The 20,651-nt window shown below is 58.1% G+C and carries 23 protein-coding genes and 1 tRNA gene; 22 read left to right on the top strand and 2 right to left on the bottom strand.

The annotated features are described in order from the left end of the window. Window positions 1-188: 188 nt before the first annotated feature. Entirely contained in the window at window positions 189-1,487 is a 1,299-nt protein-coding gene (locus tag ACZ445_RS24200; protein WP_058423274.1) for an OprD family porin, read from the bottom strand. Window positions 1,488-2,232: 745 nt separating this feature from the next. Here ACZ445_RS24200 and ACZ445_RS24195 point away from each other — a divergent pair. Together ACZ445_RS24195 and ACZ445_RS24190 are read left to right on the top strand one after the other, a co-directional pair. Then, window positions 2,233-2,658: an HIT domain-containing protein gene (locus tag ACZ445_RS24195; RefSeq protein WP_464707656.1), complete on the top strand. Its 426-nt coding sequence runs from the start codon at window positions 2,233-2,235 to the stop codon at window positions 2,656-2,658. A 3-nt stretch (window positions 2,659-2,661) separates the two neighbouring features. Beyond that, the gene (locus ACZ445_RS24190) at window positions 2,662-2,868 is read left to right on the top strand and encodes a SlyX family protein (RefSeq protein WP_015885618.1); all 207 of its coding nucleotides are present in this window, start codon (window positions 2,662-2,664) and stop codon (window positions 2,866-2,868) included. A 71-nt stretch (window positions 2,869-2,939) separates the two neighbouring features. Here the strand turns inward: ACZ445_RS24190 and ACZ445_RS24185 are convergent, their stop codons facing one another. Then, window positions 2,940-3,542, bottom strand: coding sequence for a cold-shock protein (locus ACZ445_RS24185; RefSeq protein WP_464707655.1), 603 nt, complete (start codon window positions 3,540-3,542; stop codon window positions 2,940-2,942). A 414-nt stretch (window positions 3,543-3,956) separates the two neighbouring features. Here ACZ445_RS24185 and ACZ445_RS24180 point away from each other — a divergent pair, with 414 nt between their 5' ends. The 20 genes from ACZ445_RS24180 (at window position 3,957) to nadA (ending at window position 20,606) form a co-directional block, all read left to right on the top strand. Next, window positions 3,957-4,430 (top strand): Dps family protein, encoded by a 474-nt coding sequence (locus ACZ445_RS24180; RefSeq protein WP_003193874.1) that lies wholly within the window; start codon window positions 3,957-3,959, stop codon window positions 4,428-4,430. Window positions 4,431-4,610: 180 nt separating this feature from the next. Further along, on the top strand, window positions 4,611-4,955 hold the full coding sequence (locus ACZ445_RS24175) for a ribbon-helix-helix domain-containing protein (RefSeq protein ID WP_058423271.1): 345 nt from the start codon (window positions 4,611-4,613) through the stop codon (window positions 4,953-4,955). Window positions 4,956-5,121: 166 nt separating this feature from the next. Beyond that, window positions 5,122-5,343: an FmdB family zinc ribbon protein gene (locus ACZ445_RS24170; RefSeq protein WP_003209804.1), complete on the top strand. Its 222-nt coding sequence runs from the start codon at window positions 5,122-5,124 to the stop codon at window positions 5,341-5,343. A 107-nt stretch (window positions 5,344-5,450) separates the two neighbouring features. Continuing rightward, a complete protein-coding gene (gene aspS / locus ACZ445_RS24165; RefSeq protein ID WP_028617743.1) occupies window positions 5,451-7,226 on the top strand; it encodes an aspartate--tRNA ligase in 1,776 nt (591 codons plus the stop codon). A gap of 136 nt (window positions 7,227-7,362) precedes the next feature. Further along, a complete protein-coding gene (locus ACZ445_RS24160) occupies window positions 7,363-8,109 on the top strand; it encodes a YebC/PmpR family DNA-binding transcriptional regulator (protein ID WP_058423270.1) in 747 nt (248 codons plus the stop codon). A gap of 157 nt (window positions 8,110-8,266) precedes the next feature. Then, window positions 8,267-8,791, top strand: a complete 525-nt coding sequence (gene ruvC / locus ACZ445_RS24155) for a crossover junction endodeoxyribonuclease RuvC (protein WP_058423269.1) — start codon at window positions 8,267-8,269, stop codon at window positions 8,789-8,791. 67 nt (window positions 8,792-8,858) lie between these two features. Then, a complete protein-coding gene (ruvA, locus tag ACZ445_RS24150) occupies window positions 8,859-9,470 on the top strand; it encodes a Holliday junction branch migration protein RuvA (protein WP_058423268.1) in 612 nt (203 codons plus the stop codon). Next, window positions 9,471-10,529: a Holliday junction branch migration DNA helicase RuvB gene (ruvB, locus tag ACZ445_RS24145; protein ID WP_058423267.1), complete on the top strand. Its 1,059-nt coding sequence runs from the start codon at window positions 9,471-9,473 to the stop codon at window positions 10,527-10,529. Window positions 10,530-10,668: 139 nt separating this feature from the next. Then, window positions 10,669-11,124, top strand: a complete 456-nt coding sequence (ybgC, locus tag ACZ445_RS24140; RefSeq protein WP_025854760.1) for a tol-pal system-associated acyl-CoA thioesterase — start codon at window positions 10,669-10,671, stop codon at window positions 11,122-11,124. Window position 11,125: 1 nt separating this feature from the next. Beyond that, window positions 11,126-11,821 carry a protein TolQ gene (gene tolQ, locus ACZ445_RS24135; protein ID WP_015885609.1) on the top strand — a complete coding sequence of 232 codons (696 nt, stop codon included), beginning with the start codon at window positions 11,126-11,128 and terminating at the stop codon, window positions 11,819-11,821. A 23-nt stretch (window positions 11,822-11,844) separates the two neighbouring features. Further along, a complete protein-coding gene (gene tolR / locus ACZ445_RS24130; protein ID WP_161793227.1) occupies window positions 11,845-12,297 on the top strand; it encodes a protein TolR in 453 nt (150 codons plus the stop codon). Beyond that, complete coding sequence (tolA, locus tag ACZ445_RS24125; RefSeq protein WP_034109149.1) at window positions 12,297-13,370, top strand: cell envelope integrity protein TolA; 1,074 nt, start codon at window positions 12,297-12,299, stop codon at window positions 13,368-13,370. Before tolR ends, tolA begins: the two co-directional genes overlap by 1 nt. A gap of 17 nt (window positions 13,371-13,387) precedes the next feature. After that, window positions 13,388-14,668: a Tol-Pal system beta propeller repeat protein TolB gene (tolB, locus tag ACZ445_RS24120; protein WP_033898484.1), complete on the top strand. Its 1,281-nt coding sequence runs from the start codon at window positions 13,388-13,390 to the stop codon at window positions 14,666-14,668. A gap of 55 nt (window positions 14,669-14,723) precedes the next feature. Then, a complete protein-coding gene (gene pal / locus ACZ445_RS24115; protein WP_003209827.1) occupies window positions 14,724-15,224 on the top strand; it encodes a peptidoglycan-associated lipoprotein Pal in 501 nt (166 codons plus the stop codon). A 6-nt stretch (window positions 15,225-15,230) separates the two neighbouring features. Further along, window positions 15,231-16,061, top strand: a complete 831-nt coding sequence (gene ybgF / locus ACZ445_RS24110) for a tol-pal system protein YbgF (RefSeq protein WP_058423266.1) — start codon at window positions 15,231-15,233, stop codon at window positions 16,059-16,061. A gap of 165 nt (window positions 16,062-16,226) precedes the next feature. After that, on the top strand, window positions 16,227-16,874 hold the full coding sequence (gene queE, locus ACZ445_RS24105; protein WP_058423265.1) for a 7-carboxy-7-deazaguanine synthase QueE: 648 nt from the start codon (window positions 16,227-16,229) through the stop codon (window positions 16,872-16,874). 16 nt (window positions 16,875-16,890) lie between these two features. Then, window positions 16,891-17,565, top strand: coding sequence for a 7-cyano-7-deazaguanine synthase QueC (gene queC, locus ACZ445_RS24100; RefSeq protein WP_058423303.1), 675 nt, complete (start codon window positions 16,891-16,893; stop codon window positions 17,563-17,565). Between the two features lie 63 nt (window positions 17,566-17,628). Then, window positions 17,629-17,704, top strand: a tRNA-Lys gene (locus ACZ445_RS24095). 317 nt (window positions 17,705-18,021) lie between these two features. Beyond that, window positions 18,022-19,308: an OmpP1/FadL family transporter gene (locus ACZ445_RS24090; protein WP_058423264.1), complete on the top strand. Its 1,287-nt coding sequence runs from the start codon at window positions 18,022-18,024 to the stop codon at window positions 19,306-19,308. Between the two features lie 239 nt (window positions 19,309-19,547). Next, window positions 19,548-20,606 (top strand): quinolinate synthase NadA, encoded by a 1,059-nt coding sequence (gene nadA, locus ACZ445_RS24085; RefSeq protein WP_058423263.1) that lies wholly within the window; start codon window positions 19,548-19,550, stop codon window positions 20,604-20,606. Window positions 20,607-20,651: the final 45 nt, after the last annotated feature.

Here is a 20,651-nt window from a genome sequence, read left to right as displayed (position 1 = left end):
AGGACAATGGCGTTGAACTTGGCCAAAAGGTCAGGTTCAAGGTCGACGGGTTAATCTCGTTAGTTAGCTTGCTAGTTATTTTTCGATTGAAATTAAACGGCAATAAAAAAGCCGCCTCCTTGTCTGCAAGGGGGCGGCTTTTTATTTAAGGCCGAAGCCCTAAGCCATCGTTGTAATCAAACGGTCAATTACAAGATGTTCAACGGGTAGTTCGCGATCAGACGCAGTTCGTCGATCGAAGGCGAACCGTAGTAAACGCCATCACCCGAACGATAGGTGGCTTGACGCAGACGCAGGCTCAGGTTTTTCGCTGGGCCGCTCTGTACCACGTACTTGGCTTCGATGTCACGTTCCCACTCTTTACCGTTCGAAGTGGTGGCAGTGTTGGCGCCGCTACCGGTGACATAACGAGTCATGAAGCTAAGGCCAGGAATGCCAAAGGTCGCCATGTTGATGTCGTACCGAGCCTGGTAGGACTTCTCGCCTTCGGCGTTGAAGTCGGAACGGGCGATGGAGTTGGCCAGGAAGACCGTGCCGCCGCCGTCTACGCCGTAGCCGTAGTCGCCGTCGCCGGTGACTTTCTGGGCGGCCAGGGTAAAGGTGTGAGCACCGATGGTGTAAGCGCCCTGCAAGCTGAACGCACGGTTGTCGAGCTTGGTGCGTTGTGCGAACGGCAGAGCGCTGTCTTTGGAAGCACGTTGCAGGCCTTCGCCCTCGCTCTTGGTGTCGTAGATGTTGAAGTCCAGGGCGAAAGACTGGTCGTCGCTCAGCGCGTGGGTCCAGTTCAGGTTGCTGTAGTACTTGCGGAAGTAATCTTCGGTCTTCGCGTAGTACAGGCTGCCGGTGAACTCAGGCGTGAACGAGTAGACACCACCGACAAAGTCGGTTTTGGTCAAGCCAAGGCTGTCGTGATAGGTCTGGTTCTGCGCAATGCTGGAAGTGAAGTGACCGCCTTCCAGTTTCAGGCCCTTGATCTCGTTACTGGTGATCGAGATACCTTGTGGCAGCTCTGGCAGCAAACGGCTGTCGTCAGAGGCGAACACAGGAGCCGTTGTGTACTGGTCACCGACTTTCAGGACAGTATTGGAGATACGGAACTTAACGGCACCGCCGCCTTTGGAGTAGTCGTCTTGCGAGCGACCGTCCGAACCGGTTGGGAATAGACCGGTACCCGCACGGCCCTTGCCGCTGTCGAGCTTGACGCCCAACAGGCCAATCACATCAACACCGACACCGATGGTGCCTTGGGTGAAGCCCGATTCGTACAGGGCATTGAAGCCCAGGCCGGTTTCTTCTGCACGGCTCTGGGAGCCTGGGCCCGACGGGTTGTTGCGGAAGTCGCGGCTGAAGTACAGAGCGCGAGTATTGATGCTGAAAGTGCTGTCTTCAACAAAGCCCTTGGAATCGTCCTGGGCGGACGCCATTGCGAACTGCGAGGTGCCTGCTGAAACAGCCAGGGCGATCATGCTCCACTTCATCACGCGCATCGTGATTTGCTCCTTTGGTTTTAGGAAGAGTACTGCCGTCCCACCTGTATTTTTATCTGGGCGGCTCTTTCTTTTATGTGTCGGCGCAAAGTTATATCACGCAGACCCTATTGACGATACTTACCCATCTATCCTTTCAGCTTCTTTACGAGGCTGTCGTAAATTGCTAGCTCCATGTCGCAAATCCACAGTCCTGTTGTAACCGGACTGACAACTTCAATACTGTTTCCAAACCCTTATCAAAGTTTGAACACTTCCTTGATACGCATTGAAACGCTGCTGTTCTTTATCGCGAAACACCTGCTTCCAATCGGGTGTCGTTGCCGACGATGCAGGTGTCAATGCAACAAGCGTGCACAAAGCGGTAACCGAATGTCATTTTTTCGTGAAAACCGTTCCGGCCCTGTAAAAACCGCATAAGCACGGGCTTTTTACGCCGTTTGGTTTGGGCTTGACGCGGCGGTGTTACCCCTGTTCGGCGGTATATAAAACCTGTGCGCGGGAAAAACGTTACCGGTTCACCCTCATGAGTGGGTAATTGGCGGATCCCTTTGAGGCACAAGTGGGTCATTTTGGTGCGTCCCGGTGAGGCCCGGTTTAGCGTAGCTCAAATATTCGACCGCCTCGAAAGGGTGCATGTTTTTTCATCACTGGCGCCGGCGCTTTCCTGCATTCGCCGTGAAGCCGTGCGCATTCGAAGGTATGCTGGGCGCTTGAACCTGACTTGCCGAATGGAGTGCCCGCGGTGTTCGCCCTAGATCAACGCCTGCAACAAGACACACTGGTCATCGGGGACTTCCCGCTGTGCCGCCTGCTGCTGTCCAATGACTCAAACTACCCGTGGTTCATCCTGGTGCCACGCATCAACGCTATCAGCGAAGTGTTTCAACTGGATGTCGCCGACCAGCAGCGTTTGTGGAAAGAGACGACTGCCCTGGCCCAGTTGCTGAATGAAGGCTTGGTCGCCGACAAGATGAACATCGGCGCCCTGGGCAATGTGGTCAGCCAATTGCACGTGCATGTGATCGTGCGCAAGCGCGACGATGCTGCCTGGCCGGCGCCGGTATGGGGCAAACATCCGGCGCAGCCTTACACCGATGAGCAAGTCGCTGCCCTCCGCGCCCGTCTGCGCGAGCTGTTGCCCGCCGACTTCATATTTAACCAGGGCTGAATCATGGACCTGCAAGACCGCGTCACCGACCTGGAAAGCCGCCTGGCCTTCCAGGACGACACCATCGAGACCCTCAATGACATCCTCGTCACGCAGCAGCGTGCGGTAGAGCGCCTGCAACTGCAGATGACCGCGCTGCTCAAGCGCCAGGAAGAAATGGGCGGTCAGTTCGAAACCTCCGAAGAAGAAGCGCCGCCGCCACACTATTAATAGCCCCGCATAAAAAAAACCGCGACCCAGCCAGGCTGGATCGCGGTTTTTTTTTGCTGCGAAGGCCGGTATCAGCGACGCGGCAGTGCAGCGATCACGTCTTCGGCCTGCAGGCCTTTGTCGCGATTCATCACGGAGAACTCCACGCGCTGGCCTTCCACCAGGACGCGATGGCCTTCGCCGCGAATGGCCCGGAAGTGGACGAAGATATCGTCGCCCGAATCACGGGAAATAAAGCCGAAGCCTTTGGATGTGTTGAACCACTTGACGGTACCGGTATCCCGATTGGTCATGTCGTAGGTTTGCGACGAGGTCGCAGGGGACGAACGGTAGAAGCTGATGGCCAGGTGAAGAACGATGGCGACCACAGCGATCACCAGGCTGAGCAGGATGGCCGGGTGGCCGCCGACTTCAGGCATGGGTGCCAGGAGGGTGAGGGTTTGTACGACAACGGTCAGTACCAGCAGCGCGCTGACCAGGTTTTGCAGTTGATGACGTGGGCCTTTGTTCCAGTAAGGGATCACCGGTGCCAGCGTCAGGTTAAGAAGGCCGAACATGGCCAGGTACAGAGCGTCGTGTTGTTCCAGATACGGCAGGCTTTCAGGCTGCAGGCTCGGGATAAAGGACAGCAGCAAAGCTGCAACGCCCGTTAGCAGGTGGACGATTTTCAACATTTTGATTAACTCACGTTAAGACGGATCACAAGGAAGAGCTGACTGGCACGGTTCGCTTCTGAACAATGGGAGGCGTTGAGCACGTGCGCGGGGTATCAGCCTATGCCGCTGCCGCAGAAAGTAACGGCGACGACACGCCATCTATTTAACAGCAAAGGCTGTGCCTACTCAAATCAAGCATTTCGGGGTATTGCAAGGGCGACGGCATTTCTGCGGCAAACGCTTGTCCTAGACACGTGCAGTTTTTTCAAACGGCCGGCAGAGAAATTTCCTACTTGCCTCAAAGGCTTGGGCTGCGCCGGTCGACAAGGCACACCGGGGCGAATTGCCGCGCCGGGCTGCGCATCACCGGCACTCTTGCTAGAGTGGTCCTGCACCTGATCAATGAATGCTTGTCAATTGAAGGGGATAAACATGGCAATCGATATCGGTATCAGTGAAGAAGATCGTAAATCCATCGTCGACGGGCTTTCGCGACTGCTTTCCGATACCTATGTTCTGTATCTGAAAACCCACAACTTCCATTGGAACGTCACGGGCCCCATGTTCCGCACGCTGCACTTGATGTTCGAAGAGCAGTACAACGAGCTGGCCCTGGCGGTCGACTCCATTGCCGAGCGTATCCGTGCTCTGGGTTTCCCGGCGCCGGGTGCCTACTCCATCTATGCCCGTCTTTCTTCCATCAAGGAAGAAGAAGGCGTGCCCAGCGCCGAAGAGATGATCAAGCAGTTGGTGGCTGGCCAGGAAGCGGTCACCCGCACCGCGCGCGGTATCTTCCCGCTGCTCGACAAGGTCAGCGATGAGCCGACGGCCGACCTGCTGACCCAGCGTATGCAGGTGCATGAGAAAACCGCGTGGATGCTGCGTTCCCTGCTTGAAAATCAGTAAACGCTGACCTTGAGTGGCGCCACCCTGGCGCCGCTCGCTTGTTTCCGCGCATTTCCTGGCGTTGTCCTACGTCGATCAACTCCGCGTCTTCTGGCTGCCTGCCTCTGCCTGCTGTTTTATAGGGCCATTGCCCAATGGGACCACCCATGGGCGGTTGTTTGGCAATGGAGTGTCAGGTGTATGTCACGCGGAGTGGGTAATGGAGTGATGGAAACCGGTGGTTTTCATAAGATAAAGATCGACCCGTTTGCAAAAGGGTTCGATATGGGGCTGGCCAAGCCGCTGTCCCGGTCGGTGAGGCTCAATGGGTTTTCCACGTGCCTGCGGCTGGAGCAGATCTATTGGAATATCCTCACGGAAATCGCCAGGATCAATGCCTGTTCAGTCAGTGCGTTGCTGTCTTATGTCGATCGGGAAGTGCACTTGCGTTATGGCGGTGTGAAGAACTTCAGTGGGTTGGTCAGGGTGGTGTGCGTGGTTCATGTCCTCAAAGGGCGTGCTGAACCTGCGTGCTCACCGGGATAGCCGCCGGGCTTCGGGGCCGGCCCTCCATGATGGCGGGCAGGGCCCTGGGCAGAATGCCGGCTGCGCTGCCTCGATTTACCGGATATAATCCCGCGCTTTGCTACGCATGCTGCGGACCCGTAGGGCAGGCGTGGCGCAGTAACGTTCTGATCGCCGAGACATCGCCATGCCCATGTACGACTACCAATGTGCTTCCTGCGGTCATCAGTTGGAAGCCATTCAGAAGATCAGCGCAGCACCGCTGGTCGATTGCCCAGCCTGCCAGGCACCGGAACTCAAGAAGATGTTGTCCATGCCGGGCTTCCGCTTGAGCGGCAACGGCTGGTACGAGACCGACTTCAAGACCGGCTCGAAGAAGAACCTGGCCGGCGGCGACAAAGCAGACTGAGTTGAACTCTACGCGCAGGCTCCTGCATTATCCGTCCCCTGCTTTAATGTACGGTGACGAGGCAGGCCTCCACCGAATTTCGAATTACGAGAAGTGAAACCACTACCATGATGCGCAGCCATTATTGCGGCCAACTGAACGAGACCCTGGAAGGTCAGGAAATCACCCTTTGCGGATGGGTTCACCGTCGCCGCGACCACGGCGGGGTAATCTTCCTCGATATCCGTGATCGTGATGGTCTGGCCCAAGTGGTGTTCGACCCGGATCGCGCCGAAAGCTTCGCCGCCGCCGACCGCGTGCGCAGCGAATACGTTGTGAAGATCACCGGCAAGGTTCGTCTGCGTCCGGCGGGTGCCGTGAACAAGAACATGGCGTCCGGCGGCATCGAAGTGCTGGGCTATGAGCTGGAAGTGCTGAACGAGTCGGAAACCCCGCCGTTCCCACTCAACGAATACTCTGACGTGGGCGAAGAAACCCGCCTGCGCTATCGCTTCCTGGACCTGCGTCGTCCGGAAATGGCCGAGAAGCTGCGCCTGCGTTCGCGCATGACCACCAGCATCCGTCGTTTCCTCGACGAAAACGGTTTCCTGGACGTAGAAACGCCGATCCTGACCCGGGCCACCCCGGAAGGCGCGCGCGACTACCTGGTGCCTAGTCGTACCCACGCCGGTTCGTTCTTCGCCCTGCCGCAATCGCCTCAGCTGTTCAAGCAACTGCTGATGGTCGCCGGCTTCGACCGCTACTACCAGATCGCCAAGTGCTTCCGCGACGAAGACCTGCGCGCTGACCGCCAGCCTGAATTCACCCAGATCGACATCGAGACCAGCTTCCTCGATGAAAAAGAGATCATGGGCCTGACCGAACAGATGATCCGCAACCTGTTCAAGGAAGTGCTGGACCTGGAATTCGGCGACTTCCCGCACATGACCTTCGAAGAAGCCATGCGCCGCTACGGTTCCGACAAGCCAGACCTGCGTAACCCGCTGGAACTGGTGGACGTGGCCGACCAACTCAAAGCAGTCGACTTCAAGGTGTTCAGCGGCCCGGCCAACGACCCTAAATGCCGCATCGCCGCACTGCGCGTGCCTGGCGGCGCGAGCATGCCGCGCAAGCAGATCGACGACTACACCAAGTTTGTCGGCATCTACGGTGCCAAGGGCCTGGCGTACATCAAGGTCAACGAGCGCGCCAATGGCGTTGACGGCCTGCAATCGCCGATCGTCAAGAACATTCCGCTGGACAACCTGAACGCGATCCTCGACCGCGTTGGTGCAGTCGACGGCGACATCGTGTTTTTCGGCGCCGACAAGGCCAAGATCGTCAGCGAAGCCCTGGGCGCGCTGCGCATCAAGCTGGGTCACGACTTGAACCTGCTGACCTGCGAATGGGCTCCGATGTGGGTCGTTGACTTCCCGATGTTCGAAGAGAACGACGACGGCAGCTTCAGCGCCTTGCACCACCCGTTCACCGCGCCGAAGTGCTCGCCGGCCGAACTGGAAGCCAACCCGGCTGGCGCGCTGTCCCGCGCGTATGACATGGTGCTGAACGGCACTGAACTGGGTGGCGGTTCGATCCGTATCCACCGCAAAGAGATGCAGCAAGCGGTGTTCCGCCTGTTGGGTATCAACGAAGCGGAACAGGAAGAGAAATTCGGCTTCCTGCTCGACGCCCTGAAGTACGGTGCACCGCCGCACGGTGGCCTGGCGTTCGGCCTGGACCGTCTGGTGATGCTGATGACCGGCGCCCAGTCGATCCGTGAAGTGATCGCCTTCCCGAAAACCCAGAGCGCTGCGGACGTCATGACCCAGGCTCCAGGTGTGGTGGATGCCAAGGCACTGCGCGAGCTGCACATCCGTCTGCGCGAGACGCCGAAGGCTGAGTAAGGCTGCTGCGTGAAAGCGCACTGAGGTTTACGCAGTCTAAAAAGGCGCATCTTCGGATGCGCCTTTGCGTTACAAGGGTTGCATTCCGCCTGGGGCGGAATTGATAAGGTTTCTAGAGAATTTTTGGAGTTGTGTTATGGCTGGCCATTCCAAGTGGGCGAACATCAAGCACCGCAAAGAGCGTCAGGATGCCAAGAAAGGCAAGATTTTCACTAAATGGATCCGCGAGCTGACCGTTGCGGCCCGCCAGGGTGGGGGTGATCCAGGCTCCAACCCGCGTCTGCGCTTGGCGCTGGACAAGGCCCTTGGCGCGAACATGAGTCGCGACATCATCGACCGCGCCGTGGCCCGCGGTGCCGGCGCTGCCGATACCGACGACATGGTCGAGCTGAGCTACGAAGGCTATGGCCCGGGTGGCGTGGCCGTGATGGTCGAGTGCATGACCGACAACCGCAACCGTACTGCCGCCGCTGTGCGCCACGCATTCAGCAAATGTGGTGGCAACCTCGGCACTGACGGTTCGGTGGCCTACCTGTTCGAGCGCAAGGGGCAGATCTCTTTCGCGCCGGGCACCGATGAAGATGCGCTGATGGAAGCGGCGATGGAGGCGGATGCCGACGACGTGGTGACCAACGAAGACGGTTCCATCGACGTGTTCACTTCGTTCGCCAGCTTCTACGCCGTGCGTAATGCCTTGGAAGCCGCCGGTTTCAAAGGTACTGACGCGGAAATCGTGATGTTGCCGACCACCAGCGCCGAGCTGGACCTGGACGGTGCGCAGAAAGTGCTGAAGATGCTGGATATGCTCGAAGACCTGGATGATGTGCAGAACGTTTATTCGAATGCGGATATCCCAGAGTCTGTGGCCGAACAGCTAGGCTGAAGGGCGATGTAGATCAAAAAGTGGGGGGGGGCTTGCCACCAATGACAGTGTGTCAGTTACGTATAAATCGACTGATCCACCGCTATCGGGGGCAAGCCCTCTCCCACATGGGGTCTTATCTGTATCAAAAATTGTGTTTACCCAACCCGCAGGCGTTATGACTTTAATCCTAGGTATCGACCCCGGTTCGCGCATCACCGGTTTTGGCGTGGTGCAACAGACCCCGCGTGGCTGCGTGTATGTGGCCTCGGGCTGTATCCGCACCGGCGCGGGCGAGTTGGCCGAGCGCCTGCAGATCGTCTATCGCGGCGTGCGTGAAGTGATCCAGACCTACGGGCCGGTGACCATGGGTATCGAGAAGGTGTTCATGGCAAAGAATGCCGACTCCGCGTTGAAGCTTGGCCAGGCCCGTGGCGCCGCCATCGTTGCCGGCGCCGAGGAGTGCATGGAAATCGCCGAGTACACCGCCACCCAGGTCAAACAGGCCGTGGTCGGCACCGGCGCGGCGAACAAAGAGCAGGTGCAGATGATGGTCATGCACATGCTCAAGCTCACTTCAAAACCGCAGATCGACGCCTCGGACGCCCTGGCTATTGCCATTTGCCATGCGCACACTCGCTCAAGCTTGCTGCCTCACGGCCTGGGCACGGCACGCAGTCGTGGCGGGCGCCTGCGTCTCTGATAGCATCAGCGCAATCGTTATTTCCGGTCAGGCTTTCATCTGGCCTCAAGCTTTAAGGATCTGAACCGTGATTGGACGCTTGCGCGGCACCCTGGCTGAGAAACAGCCGCCGCACCTGATTCTGGATGTAAATGGGTTGGGGTATGAGCTGGAAGTGCCCATGACCACTCTGTATCGCCTACCGTCGGTCGGTGAGCCGATTACGCTGCACACCCACCTGGTGGTGCGCGAAGATGCGCAATTGCTCTATGGTTTCATTGGCAAGCGTGACCGCGACTTCTTCCGTGAGCTGATCCGCCTGAATGGCGTGGGGCCAAAACTGGCCCTGGCTCTGATGTCGAGCCTGGAAGTGGATGAGCTGGTGCGTGCCGTTTCGGCCCAGGACACCTCGGCGCTGACCAAGGTGCCAGGCGTCGGCAAGAAGACCGCCGAGCGCCTGCTGGTGGAGCTCAAGGACCGCTTCAAGGCCTGGGAAGTCGTACCGAGCATGTTTGCCCTCGTCCCGAACCAGCCGGACATGCCGGCCGGCCAGGTGGCGAGTGCCGAGAGCGATGCGGTCAGTGCGTTGATTTCCCTGGGTTACAAACCACAGGAAGCCAGCAAGGCCATCTCGGCCATCAAGGACAAGAACCTGAGCAGTGAAGACATGATCCGCCGCGCCCTGAAGGGAATGATTTAAGTGATTGAAGCCGATCGTCTGATTGCAGCCACCGGCCCGCGCGACCGTGAAGAGGTCCAGGACCGCGCCATCCGGCCCCTGAGCCTGGCCGAGTACATCGGCCAGCCCACCGTGCGCGAGCAGATGGAATTGTTCATCCAGGCCGCGCGTGGGCGCAGTGAGTCCCTGGACCACACGCTGATCTTCGGCCCACCGGGCTTGGGCAAAACCACCCTGGCCAACATCATTGCCCAGGAAATGGGCGTATCGATCAAGTCCACCTCCGGCCCGGTGCTGGAGCGTCCGGGGGATCTGGCCGCGTTGCTGACCAACCTTGAACCCCACGATGTGCTGTTTATTGACGAGATCCACCGGCTCTCGCCGATCGTCGAAGAAGTGCTGTACCCGGCCATGGAAGACTTCCAGCTCGACATCATGATCGGCGAAGGCCCGGCGGCGCGCTCGATCAAGCTCGACCTGCCGCCGTTCACGCTGGTCGGTGCCACAACCCGCGCGGGCATGTTGACCAACCCGCTGCGAGACCGTTTCGGCATTGTTCAACGTCTAGAGTTCTATAGCACGGCCGACCTGGCGACCATTGTCAGCCGTTCGGCGAATATTCTCGGCTTGCCGCTGGACCCGGAAGGCGCGTTTGAAATCGCCCGTCGAGCCCGTGGCACGCCACGGATCGCCAACCGTTTGCTACGTCGCGTGCGGGATTTTGCCGAGGTGCGGGCCAAGGGGCATATCACCAAGGCCGTGGCTGACCTGGCCTTGAACCTGCTGGACGTGGACGAGCACGGCTTCGATCACCAGGATCGACGTCTACTCTTGACCATGATCGAGAAGTTCGACGGCGGCCCGGTGGGCGTCGACAGTCTGGCGGCGGCCATCAGCGAAGAGCGCCACACCATTGAGGATGTGCTGGAGCCGTACCTGATCCAGCAGGGCTACATCATGCGCACGCCAAGGGGGCGAGTCGTCACGCGCCACGCCTATCTGCATTTCGGGTTAAACATTCCGTCACGATTGGGCGAGATGCCTGTAGTAGACGAATTTCTCGATGCAGTGGACGATTAAAAGCTTCACGCCAGACGATTTATCCGAGGTTTGTGCTGTCCTAGTGGCTGGTGTCGTCATTCAGTCGGTAGAAAAGTTTCAGACAATGAAAAAACAGTTGCCCAGCCGGATTGGCAACCTGAGGAGTAAGCACTAGAGTATGCGCGCGCAAAACGGGGATCAGTCGTTCGCACATCGCTGTCGCGTTTATTACGAGGACACCGATGCCGGCGGCATCGTGTATTACGTCAACTACCTCAAGTTCATGGAGCGGGCTCGAACCGAGCGGCTACGGGAGCTGGGCTTTGCCCAATCCGAGCTGGCAGGGGAGGACCTGTTATTCGTCGTGCACTCCAGCGAGGCGCGGTATCACGCGCCGGCGCGGCTGGACGACGAGCTGTTGGTCAGCGCTGAAGTAATCGAATTGAACCGTGTCAGCCTGCGTTTCAAACAGCAGGTCAGGCGGGCAACGGATGCAACGCTGCTCTGTGAGGGGCAGTTCCTGGTGGCCTGTGTGCGCACCAATAGTTTGAAACCCCGGGCCATTCCCGAAGCTCTACGTGCGGCCTTTGCCGACGTAAGCGGCGCGGGTAAACAATCAAAGCAGGAGATTTAGCGTGGAACCTACCGTCGTCGACCATTCCTCCATGTGGAGCCTGGTCAGCAATGCCAGTGTTGTGGTTCAACTGGTCATGCTGACCCTGGTAGCCGCATCGGTTACCTCTTGGGTCATGATTTTTCAGCGTAGCAACCTGCTGCGTGCCGGTCGACGTGCCCTGGAGAGCTTTGAAGAGCGCTTCTGGTCGGGTATCGACCTGTCCAAGCTGTACCGCCAGGCTGGCAGCAACCCTGACCCGGATTCGGGCGTCGAGCAGATCTTCCGCGCCGGCTTCAAGGAATTCTCCCGTCTGCGCCAGCAGCCAGGCGTTGACCCGGAAGCGGTCATGGAAGGTGTGGCCCGTGCCATGCGCGTCGCCATTTCCCGTGAAGAAGAAAAGCTTGAGCAAAGCCTGCCGTTCCTTGCCACCGTCGGTTCCGTCAGCCCGTACATCGGCCTGTTCGGTACCGTGTGGGGGATCATGAACTCCTTCCGTGGCCTGGCCCAGGCCCAGCAAGCGACCCTGGCTACCGTGGCCCCGGGTATCGCCGAAGCCTTGATCGCTACCGCGATCGGCCTGTTTGCCGCTATCCCCGCAGTAATCGCCTACAACCGCTTCGCTGCCACCAGCGAAACGTTGATCGGCCGTTACTACACCTTCGCCGATGAGTTCCAGGCGATCCTGCACCGTAAAGTGCACACCAGCGAAGAATAAGCAGGTAATTCCCAATGGCTTTAATCGCTCGAGCTCGCAAAAAGCGCAAGCCGGTCGCCGAGATGAACGTAGTGCCTTACATCGACGTGATGCTGGTGCTGCTGGTTATCTTCATGGTGACCGCGCCGATGCTCAACCAGGGCGTGAAGGTTGATTTGCCCAAGGTTTCCAGTGAAGCCTTGCCGCAAGACAACAACACTCAAGTCCTGACCATTTCGATCAAGGCTGACAAGACCTATTACTGGAACCTTGGCAGCGAAGTCGACACGCAGAAGCAGCAAGACAAGGCTCTCACCTTGCCCGCGATGACTGATGCCGTGACCAAGATCATTCGCTCCGGCAACGAAGGCGGCAAGCACACCCAGGTGTTCATCCGTGGCGACAAATCGGTCGACTACGGCTCTGTCATGGGCGCCATGGGCGGGCTGCAGAAGGCCGGCGTGGGTAACGTTGGCTTGATTACCGAGGCGCCCTGATGCAGCAACAGCGAGAGCCGTCCGCCTCGGAAAGCTACTTCTGGCCTAGCGTCTGGGCGATTGCCCTGCACGTCCTGGTGTTTGGCATGCTGTTCGTCAGCTTTGCCATGACCCCGGACCTGCCGCCAGCCAAGCCGATCGTGCAGGCGACCCTGTATCAGCTGAAATCGAAAAGCCAGGCCACCACCCAGACCAATCAGAAGATTGCAGGGGAGGCCCAGAAGTCGGCTGCACGCCAGACTGAAGTCGAACAGATGGAACAGAAGAAGGTCGAGCAGGAAGCGGTGAAGGCGGCTGCGGAACAAAAGAAAGAAGAGGCGGCTCAAAAGGCCGAGGAATCGAAAAAGGCTGATGAAGCCAAGAAGGCTGACGAGGCGAAAAAGGCTGATGAAGCCAAGAAAGCCGAGAAAGCTGCCGAAGCGAAAAAGGCCGAAGAGAAACAATTGGCTGATATAGCCAAGAAGAAATCTGAAGAAGAAGCCAAAAAGGCTGCCGAGGAAGAGGCCAAGAAAAAGGCCGCTGAAGACGCCAAGAAGAAAATAGTCGAAGACGCGAAGAAAAAAGCCGCCGAAGACGCCAAGAAAAAAGCTGAAGCAGACGAGGCGAAGAAAAAAGTCGCCGACGACGCGAAGAAGAAAGCTGCCGCCGACGCCCAGAAGAAAAAGGCCCAGGAAGCAGCGCGCAAATCCGCCGAAGAGAAGAAGGCCCAGGCCCTGGCAGATTTGCTCTCCGACACGCCGCAGCGTCAGCAAGCCTTGGCCGATGAACGTGGTGATGAAGTCGCGGGCAGTTTCGATGACCTGATTCGGGCGCGGGCAGCGGAAGGCTGGACACGTCCACCTTCGGCGCGCAAAGGCATGACAGTAGTGCTGCAGATCGGCATGTTGCCGGACGGTACGGTGACTTCGGTCAGCGTGGCCAAGTCCAGTGGTGACGGTTCGTTCGACAGTTCGGCGGTTGCCGCAGTCAAGAACATTGGCCGGTTGACCGAGATGCAGGGAATGAAACCAAGCGACTTCGCTCCCTATCGTTCATTCAAGATGACATTCACACCTGAGGATCTAGCCTTGTGAGAAACCTTCTTCGAGGAATGCTTGTCGTTATTTGCTGTATGGCAGGGATAGCGGCGGCGGATGAAAAGAACATCCTGGTCACCAGCGGTAGCGATCGGGCCACCCCGATCGCCGTAGTACCGTTCGGCTGGCAGGGCGGCAGCGTGCTGCCGGACGACATGGCCCAGATCGTCAGTGACGACCTGCGCAACTCCGGTTACTACGCGCCGATTCCAAAAGGCAACATGATCAGCCAGCCGAACCAGGCCAGCGAAGTCGTGTTCCGTGATTGGAAAGCGGTGGGTGCGCAGTACCTGATGGTTGGCAACATCACGCCGGCTGGCGGTCGCCTGCAAATCACCTATACCTTGTTCAACGTGGCGACCGAGCAGCAGGTCCTGACCGGCAGCGTCTCGGGCACTGCCGAGCAGATTCGCGACATGGCCCACTACATCTCGGACCAGTCGTTTGAAAAGCTTACCGGTATCAAGGGTGCTTTCTCGACGCGTCTGCTGTACGTAACGGCTGAACGTTTCTCCGTGGACAACACTCGTTACACCTTGCAGCGTTCGGACTACGACGGCGCTCGAGCTGTGACCTTGCTGCAATCCCGTGAGCCAATCCTGTCGCCGCGTTTCGCGCCGGACGGCAAGCGTATTGCCTACGTGTCTTTCGAGCAGAAGCGTCCGCGTATCTTCGTCCAGCACATTGATACTGGTCGTCGTGAGCAGATCACCAACTTCGAAGGCCTCAACGGTGCACCTGCGTGGTCGCCGGATGGTTCGCGCCTGGCGTTCGTACTGTCCAAAGACGGCAACCCGGACATCTACGTGATGAACATGGCATCGCGCCAGATCACGCGTGCAACCAGCGGCCCGGGGATCAATACCGAACCGTTCTGGGGCAAGGATGGTTCGACCATCTACTTCACCTCTGACCGAGGCGGCAAGCCTCAGGTCTATAAGGCGAACGTGAATGGTGGTGGTGCGGAGCGCGTTACTTTTATCGGTAACTACAACGCCAACCCTAAACTTTCGGCTGATGAAAAGACGTTGGTGATGATCCATCGTCAGGATGGTTTCACTAATTTCCGGGTTGCGGCCCAGGATTTGCAGCGTGGAACCGTAAAAATCCTTACAGATACCAACCTTGATGAGTCAGCCACTGTTGCGCCCAACGGCACCATGGTAATCTACGCCACCCGCCAGCAGGGCCGGGGAGTCTTGATGCTCGTGTCCATTAATGGACGCGTAAGGCTCCCACTTCCTACCGCACAAGGCGAAGTCAGAGAACCATCCTGGTCCCCTTACCTGAACTGACGCGGCGCTACAAAAAGATTTGCTTAACACACTGGGGTTCATTAGGAGTTTCACGATGGAAATGCTGAAGTTTGGTAAGTTTGCTGCTCTGGCTCTGGCTCTGTCCGTAGCCGTTGGTTGCTCGTCTAAAGGCGGCGACAATGCCGGTGAAGGCGCAGCTGTTGATCCAAACGCTGGTTACGGCGCTAACACTGGTGCGGTTGACGGCTCCCTGAGCGAAGAAGCTGCTCTGCGCGCTATCACCACTTTCTACTTCGAATACGACAGTTCGGACCTGAAACCAGAAGCCATGCGCGCTCTGGACGTTCACGCGAAGGACCTGAAAGCTAACGGCGCTCGCGTTGTTCTGGAAGGTAACACTGACGAACGTGGTACTCGTGAGTACAACATGGCACTGGGCGAGCGTCGTGCGAAAGCCGTTCAGCGCTACCTGGTACTGCAAGGTGTTGCTCCAGGCCAACTGGAACTGGTTTCCTACGGTAAAGAGCGTCCAGTTGCTACTGGCCACGACGAGCAGTCCTGGGCTCAAAACCGTCGCGTCGAACTGCGTAAGTAATTCGTCATGCGAACGTGCCGTCGTGCTCTGACTGTATTGGCTCTCAGCCTCGCACCGCTTGCGGTGTGGGCTGCGGTTCCTGTGGAAGATAGCAACTCTGGCTATAACAATAGCGGGAGCAGTTATCCGCCAGCGGGTTATGGCACGAACGGCGCCTATGCGGGGGGAGCGGCTACGTCCGCTCCCTCGGCACAGGGCGAACTGTTCAACCAGCTGCAACGCATGCAGGATCAAATCGCGCAGCAGCAAGGCGCTATTGAAGTACTGCAAAACCAGGTGAACCAGCTTAAGCAAGAAGGCCTGGAGCGTTACAAGGATCTTGATCAACGTATTGGAGCCGGCGTTCAACCTGCCGCAACTCCTGATAATTCTTCTGCCGGTGGCGCGCCTAGCGCTGCTGCCGGTGCAGCAGCAGGGGCAGCTGCCAGCCAAGCCCCTGCCGCGAGCAGCGAACCGGGTGATCCGGCGAAGGAAAAGCTGTATTACGATGCAGCCTTCGACCTGATCAAAGCCAAGGATTTCGACAAGGCCAGCCAGGCCTTTACCGCTTTCCTGCGTAAATACCCGAACAGCCAATATGCGGGCAACGCTCAATACTGGTTGGGTGAAGTCAACCTGGCAAAGGGTGATCTACAGGGCGCGGGCCAGGCATTTGCCAAGGTCAGTCAGCTGTACCCCAAGCACGCCAAAGTGCCGGATTCGCTGTACAAACTCGCTGACGTAGAACGCCGCCTGGGTCATACCGACAAGGTCAAAGGCATTCTGCAACAGGTGGTGGCCCAATATCCGGGGACTTCCGCTGCCCAGTTGGCCCAACGGGATCTGCAGCGCTTGTAAGCGATGTTTGCCCGTTTAGAAGAAACCCGCGCCTGGCGCGGGTTTTTTCGTTAGAATCCACGCCCTTTTATGAAACACGCTTTTTGGGGTCTACGCGTTGGCGGGATCCCTCAAAGTGCCTGACGGAGGCGGACAGCCTGTTTAGCTGTTACGCCCGTGGCGACTATGCAAGACACATTACGTATTACCGAAGTTTTTTACTCGTTGCAGGGTGAAACGCGAACGGCCGGCCTGCCCACAGTATTTGTGCGCCTGACCGGTTGCCCCTTGCGTTGCCAGTACTGCGACAGCGCCTACGCCTTCAGCGGCGGCACGGTGCGCACCCTCGATGATATCCTGGAGCAGGTTGCCGGCTACAAGCCGCGCTACGTCTGTGTGACCGGCGGTGAGCCGCTGGCCCAGCCCAACGCCATCCCATTGCTCAAACAGCTGTGTGACGCCGGTTACGAGGTTTCCCTGGAAACCAGTGGCGCCTTGGATATCTCTGCAGTTGACCCCCGTGTAAGCCGAGTGGTCGACCTCAAGACCCCCGATTCCAAGGAATCGCATCGCAACCGCTACGAGAACATTGAGCTGCTGACAGCCAACGACCAGGTCAAGTTTGTTATCTGCTCCCGTGACGATTACGACTGGGCAAACTCCAAGCTGATTCAATACGGGCTGGACCGCCGCGCAGGCGAAGTGCTGTTCTCACCCAGCCACCATGACCTGAACGCACGTGACCTCGCCGATTGGGTGGTTGCGGACAATCTGCCGGTGCGCCTGCAATTACAGTTGCATAAATACCTTTGGAACGACGAGCCAGGACGCTGAAATGACTGAACCAATGATTGATCAAAAACGCGCGGTAATCCTGCTGTCCGGCGGCCTCGACTCGGCAACCGTGGTAGCGATGGCACAAGCTGAAGGTTATGCCTGCTACACCATGAGCTTCGACTACGGCCAGCGTCACCGCGCCGAACTGAACGCTGCGGCCCGCGTCGCCCGTGACATGGGCGTGGTCGAGCACAAGGTTATCGGCTTGAACCTCAATGGCATCGGCGGCTCAGCCCTCACTGACAGCAGCATCGATGTGCCGGAAACCCCCGGCGAAGGCATCCCGGTGACTTACGTGCCAGCGCGTAATACCGTGTTCCTGTCCCTCGCCCTTGGCTGGGCAGAAGTGCTCAACGCCCGCGATATCTTTATCGGCGTCAACGCGGTGGATTATTCCGGCTACCCGGATTGCCGCCCAGAATTCGTCGAGTCGTTCGAGCGCATGGCCAACCTGGCGACAAAGGCCGGTGTAGAAGGGCAAGGCTTCCGTATCCTGGCGCCGCTGCAAAACCTGAGCAAGGCCGACATCGTGAAGGCTGGTGTAGGACTTGGCGTCGATTATTCGCTGACTGTTTCCTGCTACCAGGCAGACGATGACGGCCGTGCTTGTGGGAAATGTGACAGCTGCCGACTGCGTGCAGAAGGCTTCCAAGCCGCCGGAATTACTGACCCAACGCGTTATTTCTGATTTATTTCAAATAAGGTGTTGAATAATCCTTAGAAATCAGTATTATACGCGCCACCACACAGCGGGTCGTTAGCTCAGTTGGTAGAGCAGTTGGCTTTTAACCAATTGGTCGTAGGTTCGAATCCCACACGACCCACCATTTTTGGCGGTTTAGAAAATCCGGAAGGCCCACGCAAGTGAGGATTTCCGGGTTTTTTTTTGTCTGTTTGAAAACCCAGTAGCCCCAGGCGAATGAAAAACCTGGGGCTTTTTTACATCTGCGCGAGGCAGATGCTATCGCCGAAACCCATGGGTCACAATCGGGTTTTCAGGTTATTACTGGAGACGAAAAAACAATCAAAGTCTTTGAAATACATAGAATTGTCCGACAATCCTGCGTATGAAAAACTCTTCATAAACTCTCCGCTCGAACGTTGGTAGCTTCCCCATCGCTGCCCCACAATTCGAGTCCTAATAATGAATAACAAAACTCTTAAAGGCGCCTTGGCGCTCGCCGTTTCCCTTGCCTCAACCCCGTTGTTCGCCGGTGGTTTCGCGCTCAATGAACAAAGCATCAGTTCAATGGGCACGGGCTATGCTGGTCGTTCCTCCTCCGCCGAAGACGCCAGCACGGTGTTCGGCAACCCTGCCGGCATGTCGCGCCTGAAGCAGAATGAAGTCAGCCTCGGCGCGACTTACCTCGATGCCAAATCCAACATCAAGGACGCCAGTTCCACGCAGTTTGGTGCCGACAACCCTGGTACCAACAAAGGCGATATGGTGCCCGGCATTGCCGTGCCGATGGGCTACCTGGTCACGCCCATTGACGAGCACTGGGCGTTCGGCCTGGGCATCTACGCGCCGTTCGGGCTGGTGACCGACTATGAACACAGCTTCCAGGGCAACGGCTTTGGCAATAAGAGCAAGGTCCAGGTCATCACCGTGCAGCCGACGGTCAGCTATGCCTTCAGCGATAAAGTGTCGGTGGGCTTTGGCCCGACCTTCAACCGCATCAGCGGCGAGCTGGATTCCAATGTGCCGCTGGGTGGCGGCGCCGGCGAAAGTGTGAAAGTCAAAGGTGACGACAACGCCACCGGGTTCAACGCCGGTATCCTGGTGCAGCCTCTTGAGAGCACGCGCATCGGTGTGACCTACCACTCGCAGGTGGTCTACCACCTCAGCGGCAAGACCCATGCCTCCGGCTTGATTTCCGATGCCTTCGACGGTGGGCCGCAGAAGTATGACGCCAGCCTGGACGTGACCACGCCGTCATCGGTGGATTTCTCGGTAACCCATCAACTGAATGACGACTGGACCTTGTACCTTGGCAGCACCTATACCCGCTGGAGTCAGTTGAAAAAGATCACCATCAATAACGATGGAGTCTCCGACCTCACTGCGCAATTCGGTGGCCTGGGCTCAATCACAGAGCAGCAGCACTGGCATGACACCTGGTCCCACGCGATCGGTGCGGCCTATCGTGTCAACAAAGAACTCGTACTGCGAACCGGTTTCTCAGTGGACCAGACGCCTACCAACAACACCGACCGCTCCGTGCGGATTCCCACGGGGGACCGCACCGTTTTCAGCCTGGGTGCTGGCTGGACGCCGGTCGATAACCTGACCTTCGATGTGGCGTATTCCTACCTCAAGGAAGAGCCGATCAAGGTGCGGCAGAACCTTTCCCAGGTTGGCCTGACCTACGACGCCAAGTATGAAAACAGCGCCAACGGGTTTGGTGGTTCGGTAACTTACCGTTTTTGATGAGCAACCAGCAGTAAAGGCGGGAAACCCCAAGCGGGGTTTCCTTTTTTTTGCTCCACGAAGGCGCAGGCGAGTACCAGATTAGGCTTTTGAAACCATTCGATATTCTGTAGCCTTGCCGAGCTTCACCTTAACCAGTGCTTGATGAACACAATCACTTCGTCCGGCGGCGCCCGAAGGGCTCCAGAGCCGGTGGTACACTCGACTTTCGCGCAACTGCGCCTGCAGGTCTTGCGAACATGACGCAAATTTCCGAACGCCTTCTGGTTCAAGCCCACCTCGACGCCAAGCAGCCCAAGGCCCTCAGCGCCGATGAAGAGGCGAGCCTGCGCACTGCCATCGCCGCCGAGCTCAAGGCTCAGGATGCGGTGCTGGTTGCCCACTTCTACTGTGACCCGGTGATCCAGGCCCTGGCCGAAGAAACCGGCGGCTGTGTCTCCGACTCCCTGGAAATGGCCCGCTTCGGCGCCGCTCACCCGGCCAAGACCGTGTTGGTCGCCGGTGTGCGTTTCATGGGCGAGACCGCCAAGATCCTCACGCCTGAAAAACGCATCCTCATGCCCACTCTGGAAGCCACCTGCTCCCTGGACCTGGGCTGCCCCGTCGATGAGTTCTCGGCGTTTTGCGACCAGCATCCCGAGCGCACCGTGGTGGTGTATGCCAACACCTCGGCGGCGGTCAAAGCCCGGGCGGATTGGGTGGTGACATCAAGCTGCGCGCTGGAAATCGTCGAAAGTCTGATGGACAACGGCGAGACGATCATCTGGGGGCCAGACAAGCACCTGGGCACATACATCCAGCGCCAGACCGGTGCCGATATGCTGCTGTGGGACGGCGCCTGCATCGTCCACGAAGAATTCAAATCCAAGCAGTTGGAAGACATGAAGGCGCTGTACCCGGATGCAGCCATTCTGGTGCACCCGGAATCGCCGACCTCGGTGATCGAACTGGCGGATGCCGTAGGCTCGACCAGCCAGCTGATTGCGGCGGCCCAGCGCCTGCCGAATAAAACCTTTATCGTCGCCACCGACCGCGGCATCTTCTACAAGATGAAGCAGCTGTGCCCCGACAAGGTCTTCGTCGAAGCGCCTACCGCCGGTAACGGCGCGGCGTGCCGCAGTTGCGCGCACTGCCCGTGGATGGCGATGAACACGCTGGAGCGCACGTTGCAGTGCCTGCGTGAGGGGAGTAACGAGATATTCGTCGAGCCTTCGGTGATCCCGCAGGCAGTACGTCCGCTCAAGCGCATGCTGGACTTTACTCAGGCTGCGCGCCTGAAGTTGGCTGGCAACGCATAGTCGAACGCGGTAAAAAATGTGGGAGGGGGCTTGCCCCCGATAGCA

This window comes from Pseudomonas allii (genome assembly GCF_055380095.1).
Note: the sequence above shows the minus strand (reverse complement) of the source record. Positions and strands in the feature narration are given on the sequence as shown.

Excerpts from the sequence above, each read along its gene's own strand:
- ACZ445_RS24200 (WP_058423274.1), bottom strand. The coding sequence starts at position 1,487 with ATGCGCGTGATGAAGTGGAGCATGATCGCCCTGGCTGTTTCAGCAGGC.
- ACZ445_RS24190 (WP_015885618.1), top strand. The coding sequence starts at position 2,662 with ATGGACCTGCAAGACCGCGTCACCGACCTGGAAAGCCGCCTGGCCTTC.
- ACZ445_RS24185 (WP_464707655.1), bottom strand. The coding sequence starts at position 3,542 with ATGTTGAAAATCGTCCACCTGCTAACGGGCGTTGCAGCTTTGCTGCTG.
- ACZ445_RS24180 (WP_003193874.1), top strand. The coding sequence starts at position 3,957 with ATGGCAATCGATATCGGTATCAGTGAAGAAGATCGTAAATCCATCGTC.
- ACZ445_RS24175 (WP_058423271.1), top strand. The coding sequence starts at position 4,611 with ATGTCACGCGGAGTGGGTAATGGAGTGATGGAAACCGGTGGTTTTCAT.
- ACZ445_RS24170 (WP_003209804.1), top strand. The coding sequence starts at position 5,122 with ATGCCCATGTACGACTACCAATGTGCTTCCTGCGGTCATCAGTTGGAA.
- aspS (WP_028617743.1), top strand. The coding sequence starts at position 5,451 with ATGATGCGCAGCCATTATTGCGGCCAACTGAACGAGACCCTGGAAGGT.
- ACZ445_RS24160 (WP_058423270.1), top strand. The coding sequence starts at position 7,363 with ATGGCTGGCCATTCCAAGTGGGCGAACATCAAGCACCGCAAAGAGCGT.
- ruvC (WP_058423269.1), top strand. The coding sequence starts at position 8,267 with ATGACTTTAATCCTAGGTATCGACCCCGGTTCGCGCATCACCGGTTTT.
- ybgC (WP_025854760.1), top strand. The coding sequence starts at position 10,669 with ATGCGCGCGCAAAACGGGGATCAGTCGTTCGCACATCGCTGTCGCGTT.
- tolA (WP_034109149.1), top strand. The coding sequence starts at position 12,297 with ATGCAGCAACAGCGAGAGCCGTCCGCCTCGGAAAGCTACTTCTGGCCT.
- tolB (WP_033898484.1), top strand. The coding sequence starts at position 13,388 with ATGCTTGTCGTTATTTGCTGTATGGCAGGGATAGCGGCGGCGGATGAA.
- pal (WP_003209827.1), top strand. The coding sequence starts at position 14,724 with ATGGAAATGCTGAAGTTTGGTAAGTTTGCTGCTCTGGCTCTGGCTCTG.
- ybgF (WP_058423266.1), top strand. The coding sequence starts at position 15,231 with ATGCGAACGTGCCGTCGTGCTCTGACTGTATTGGCTCTCAGCCTCGCA.
- queE (WP_058423265.1), top strand. The coding sequence starts at position 16,227 with ATGCAAGACACATTACGTATTACCGAAGTTTTTTACTCGTTGCAGGGT.
- ACZ445_RS24090 (WP_058423264.1), top strand. The coding sequence starts at position 18,022 with ATGAATAACAAAACTCTTAAAGGCGCCTTGGCGCTCGCCGTTTCCCTT.
- nadA (WP_058423263.1), top strand. The coding sequence starts at position 19,548 with ATGACGCAAATTTCCGAACGCCTTCTGGTTCAAGCCCACCTCGACGCC.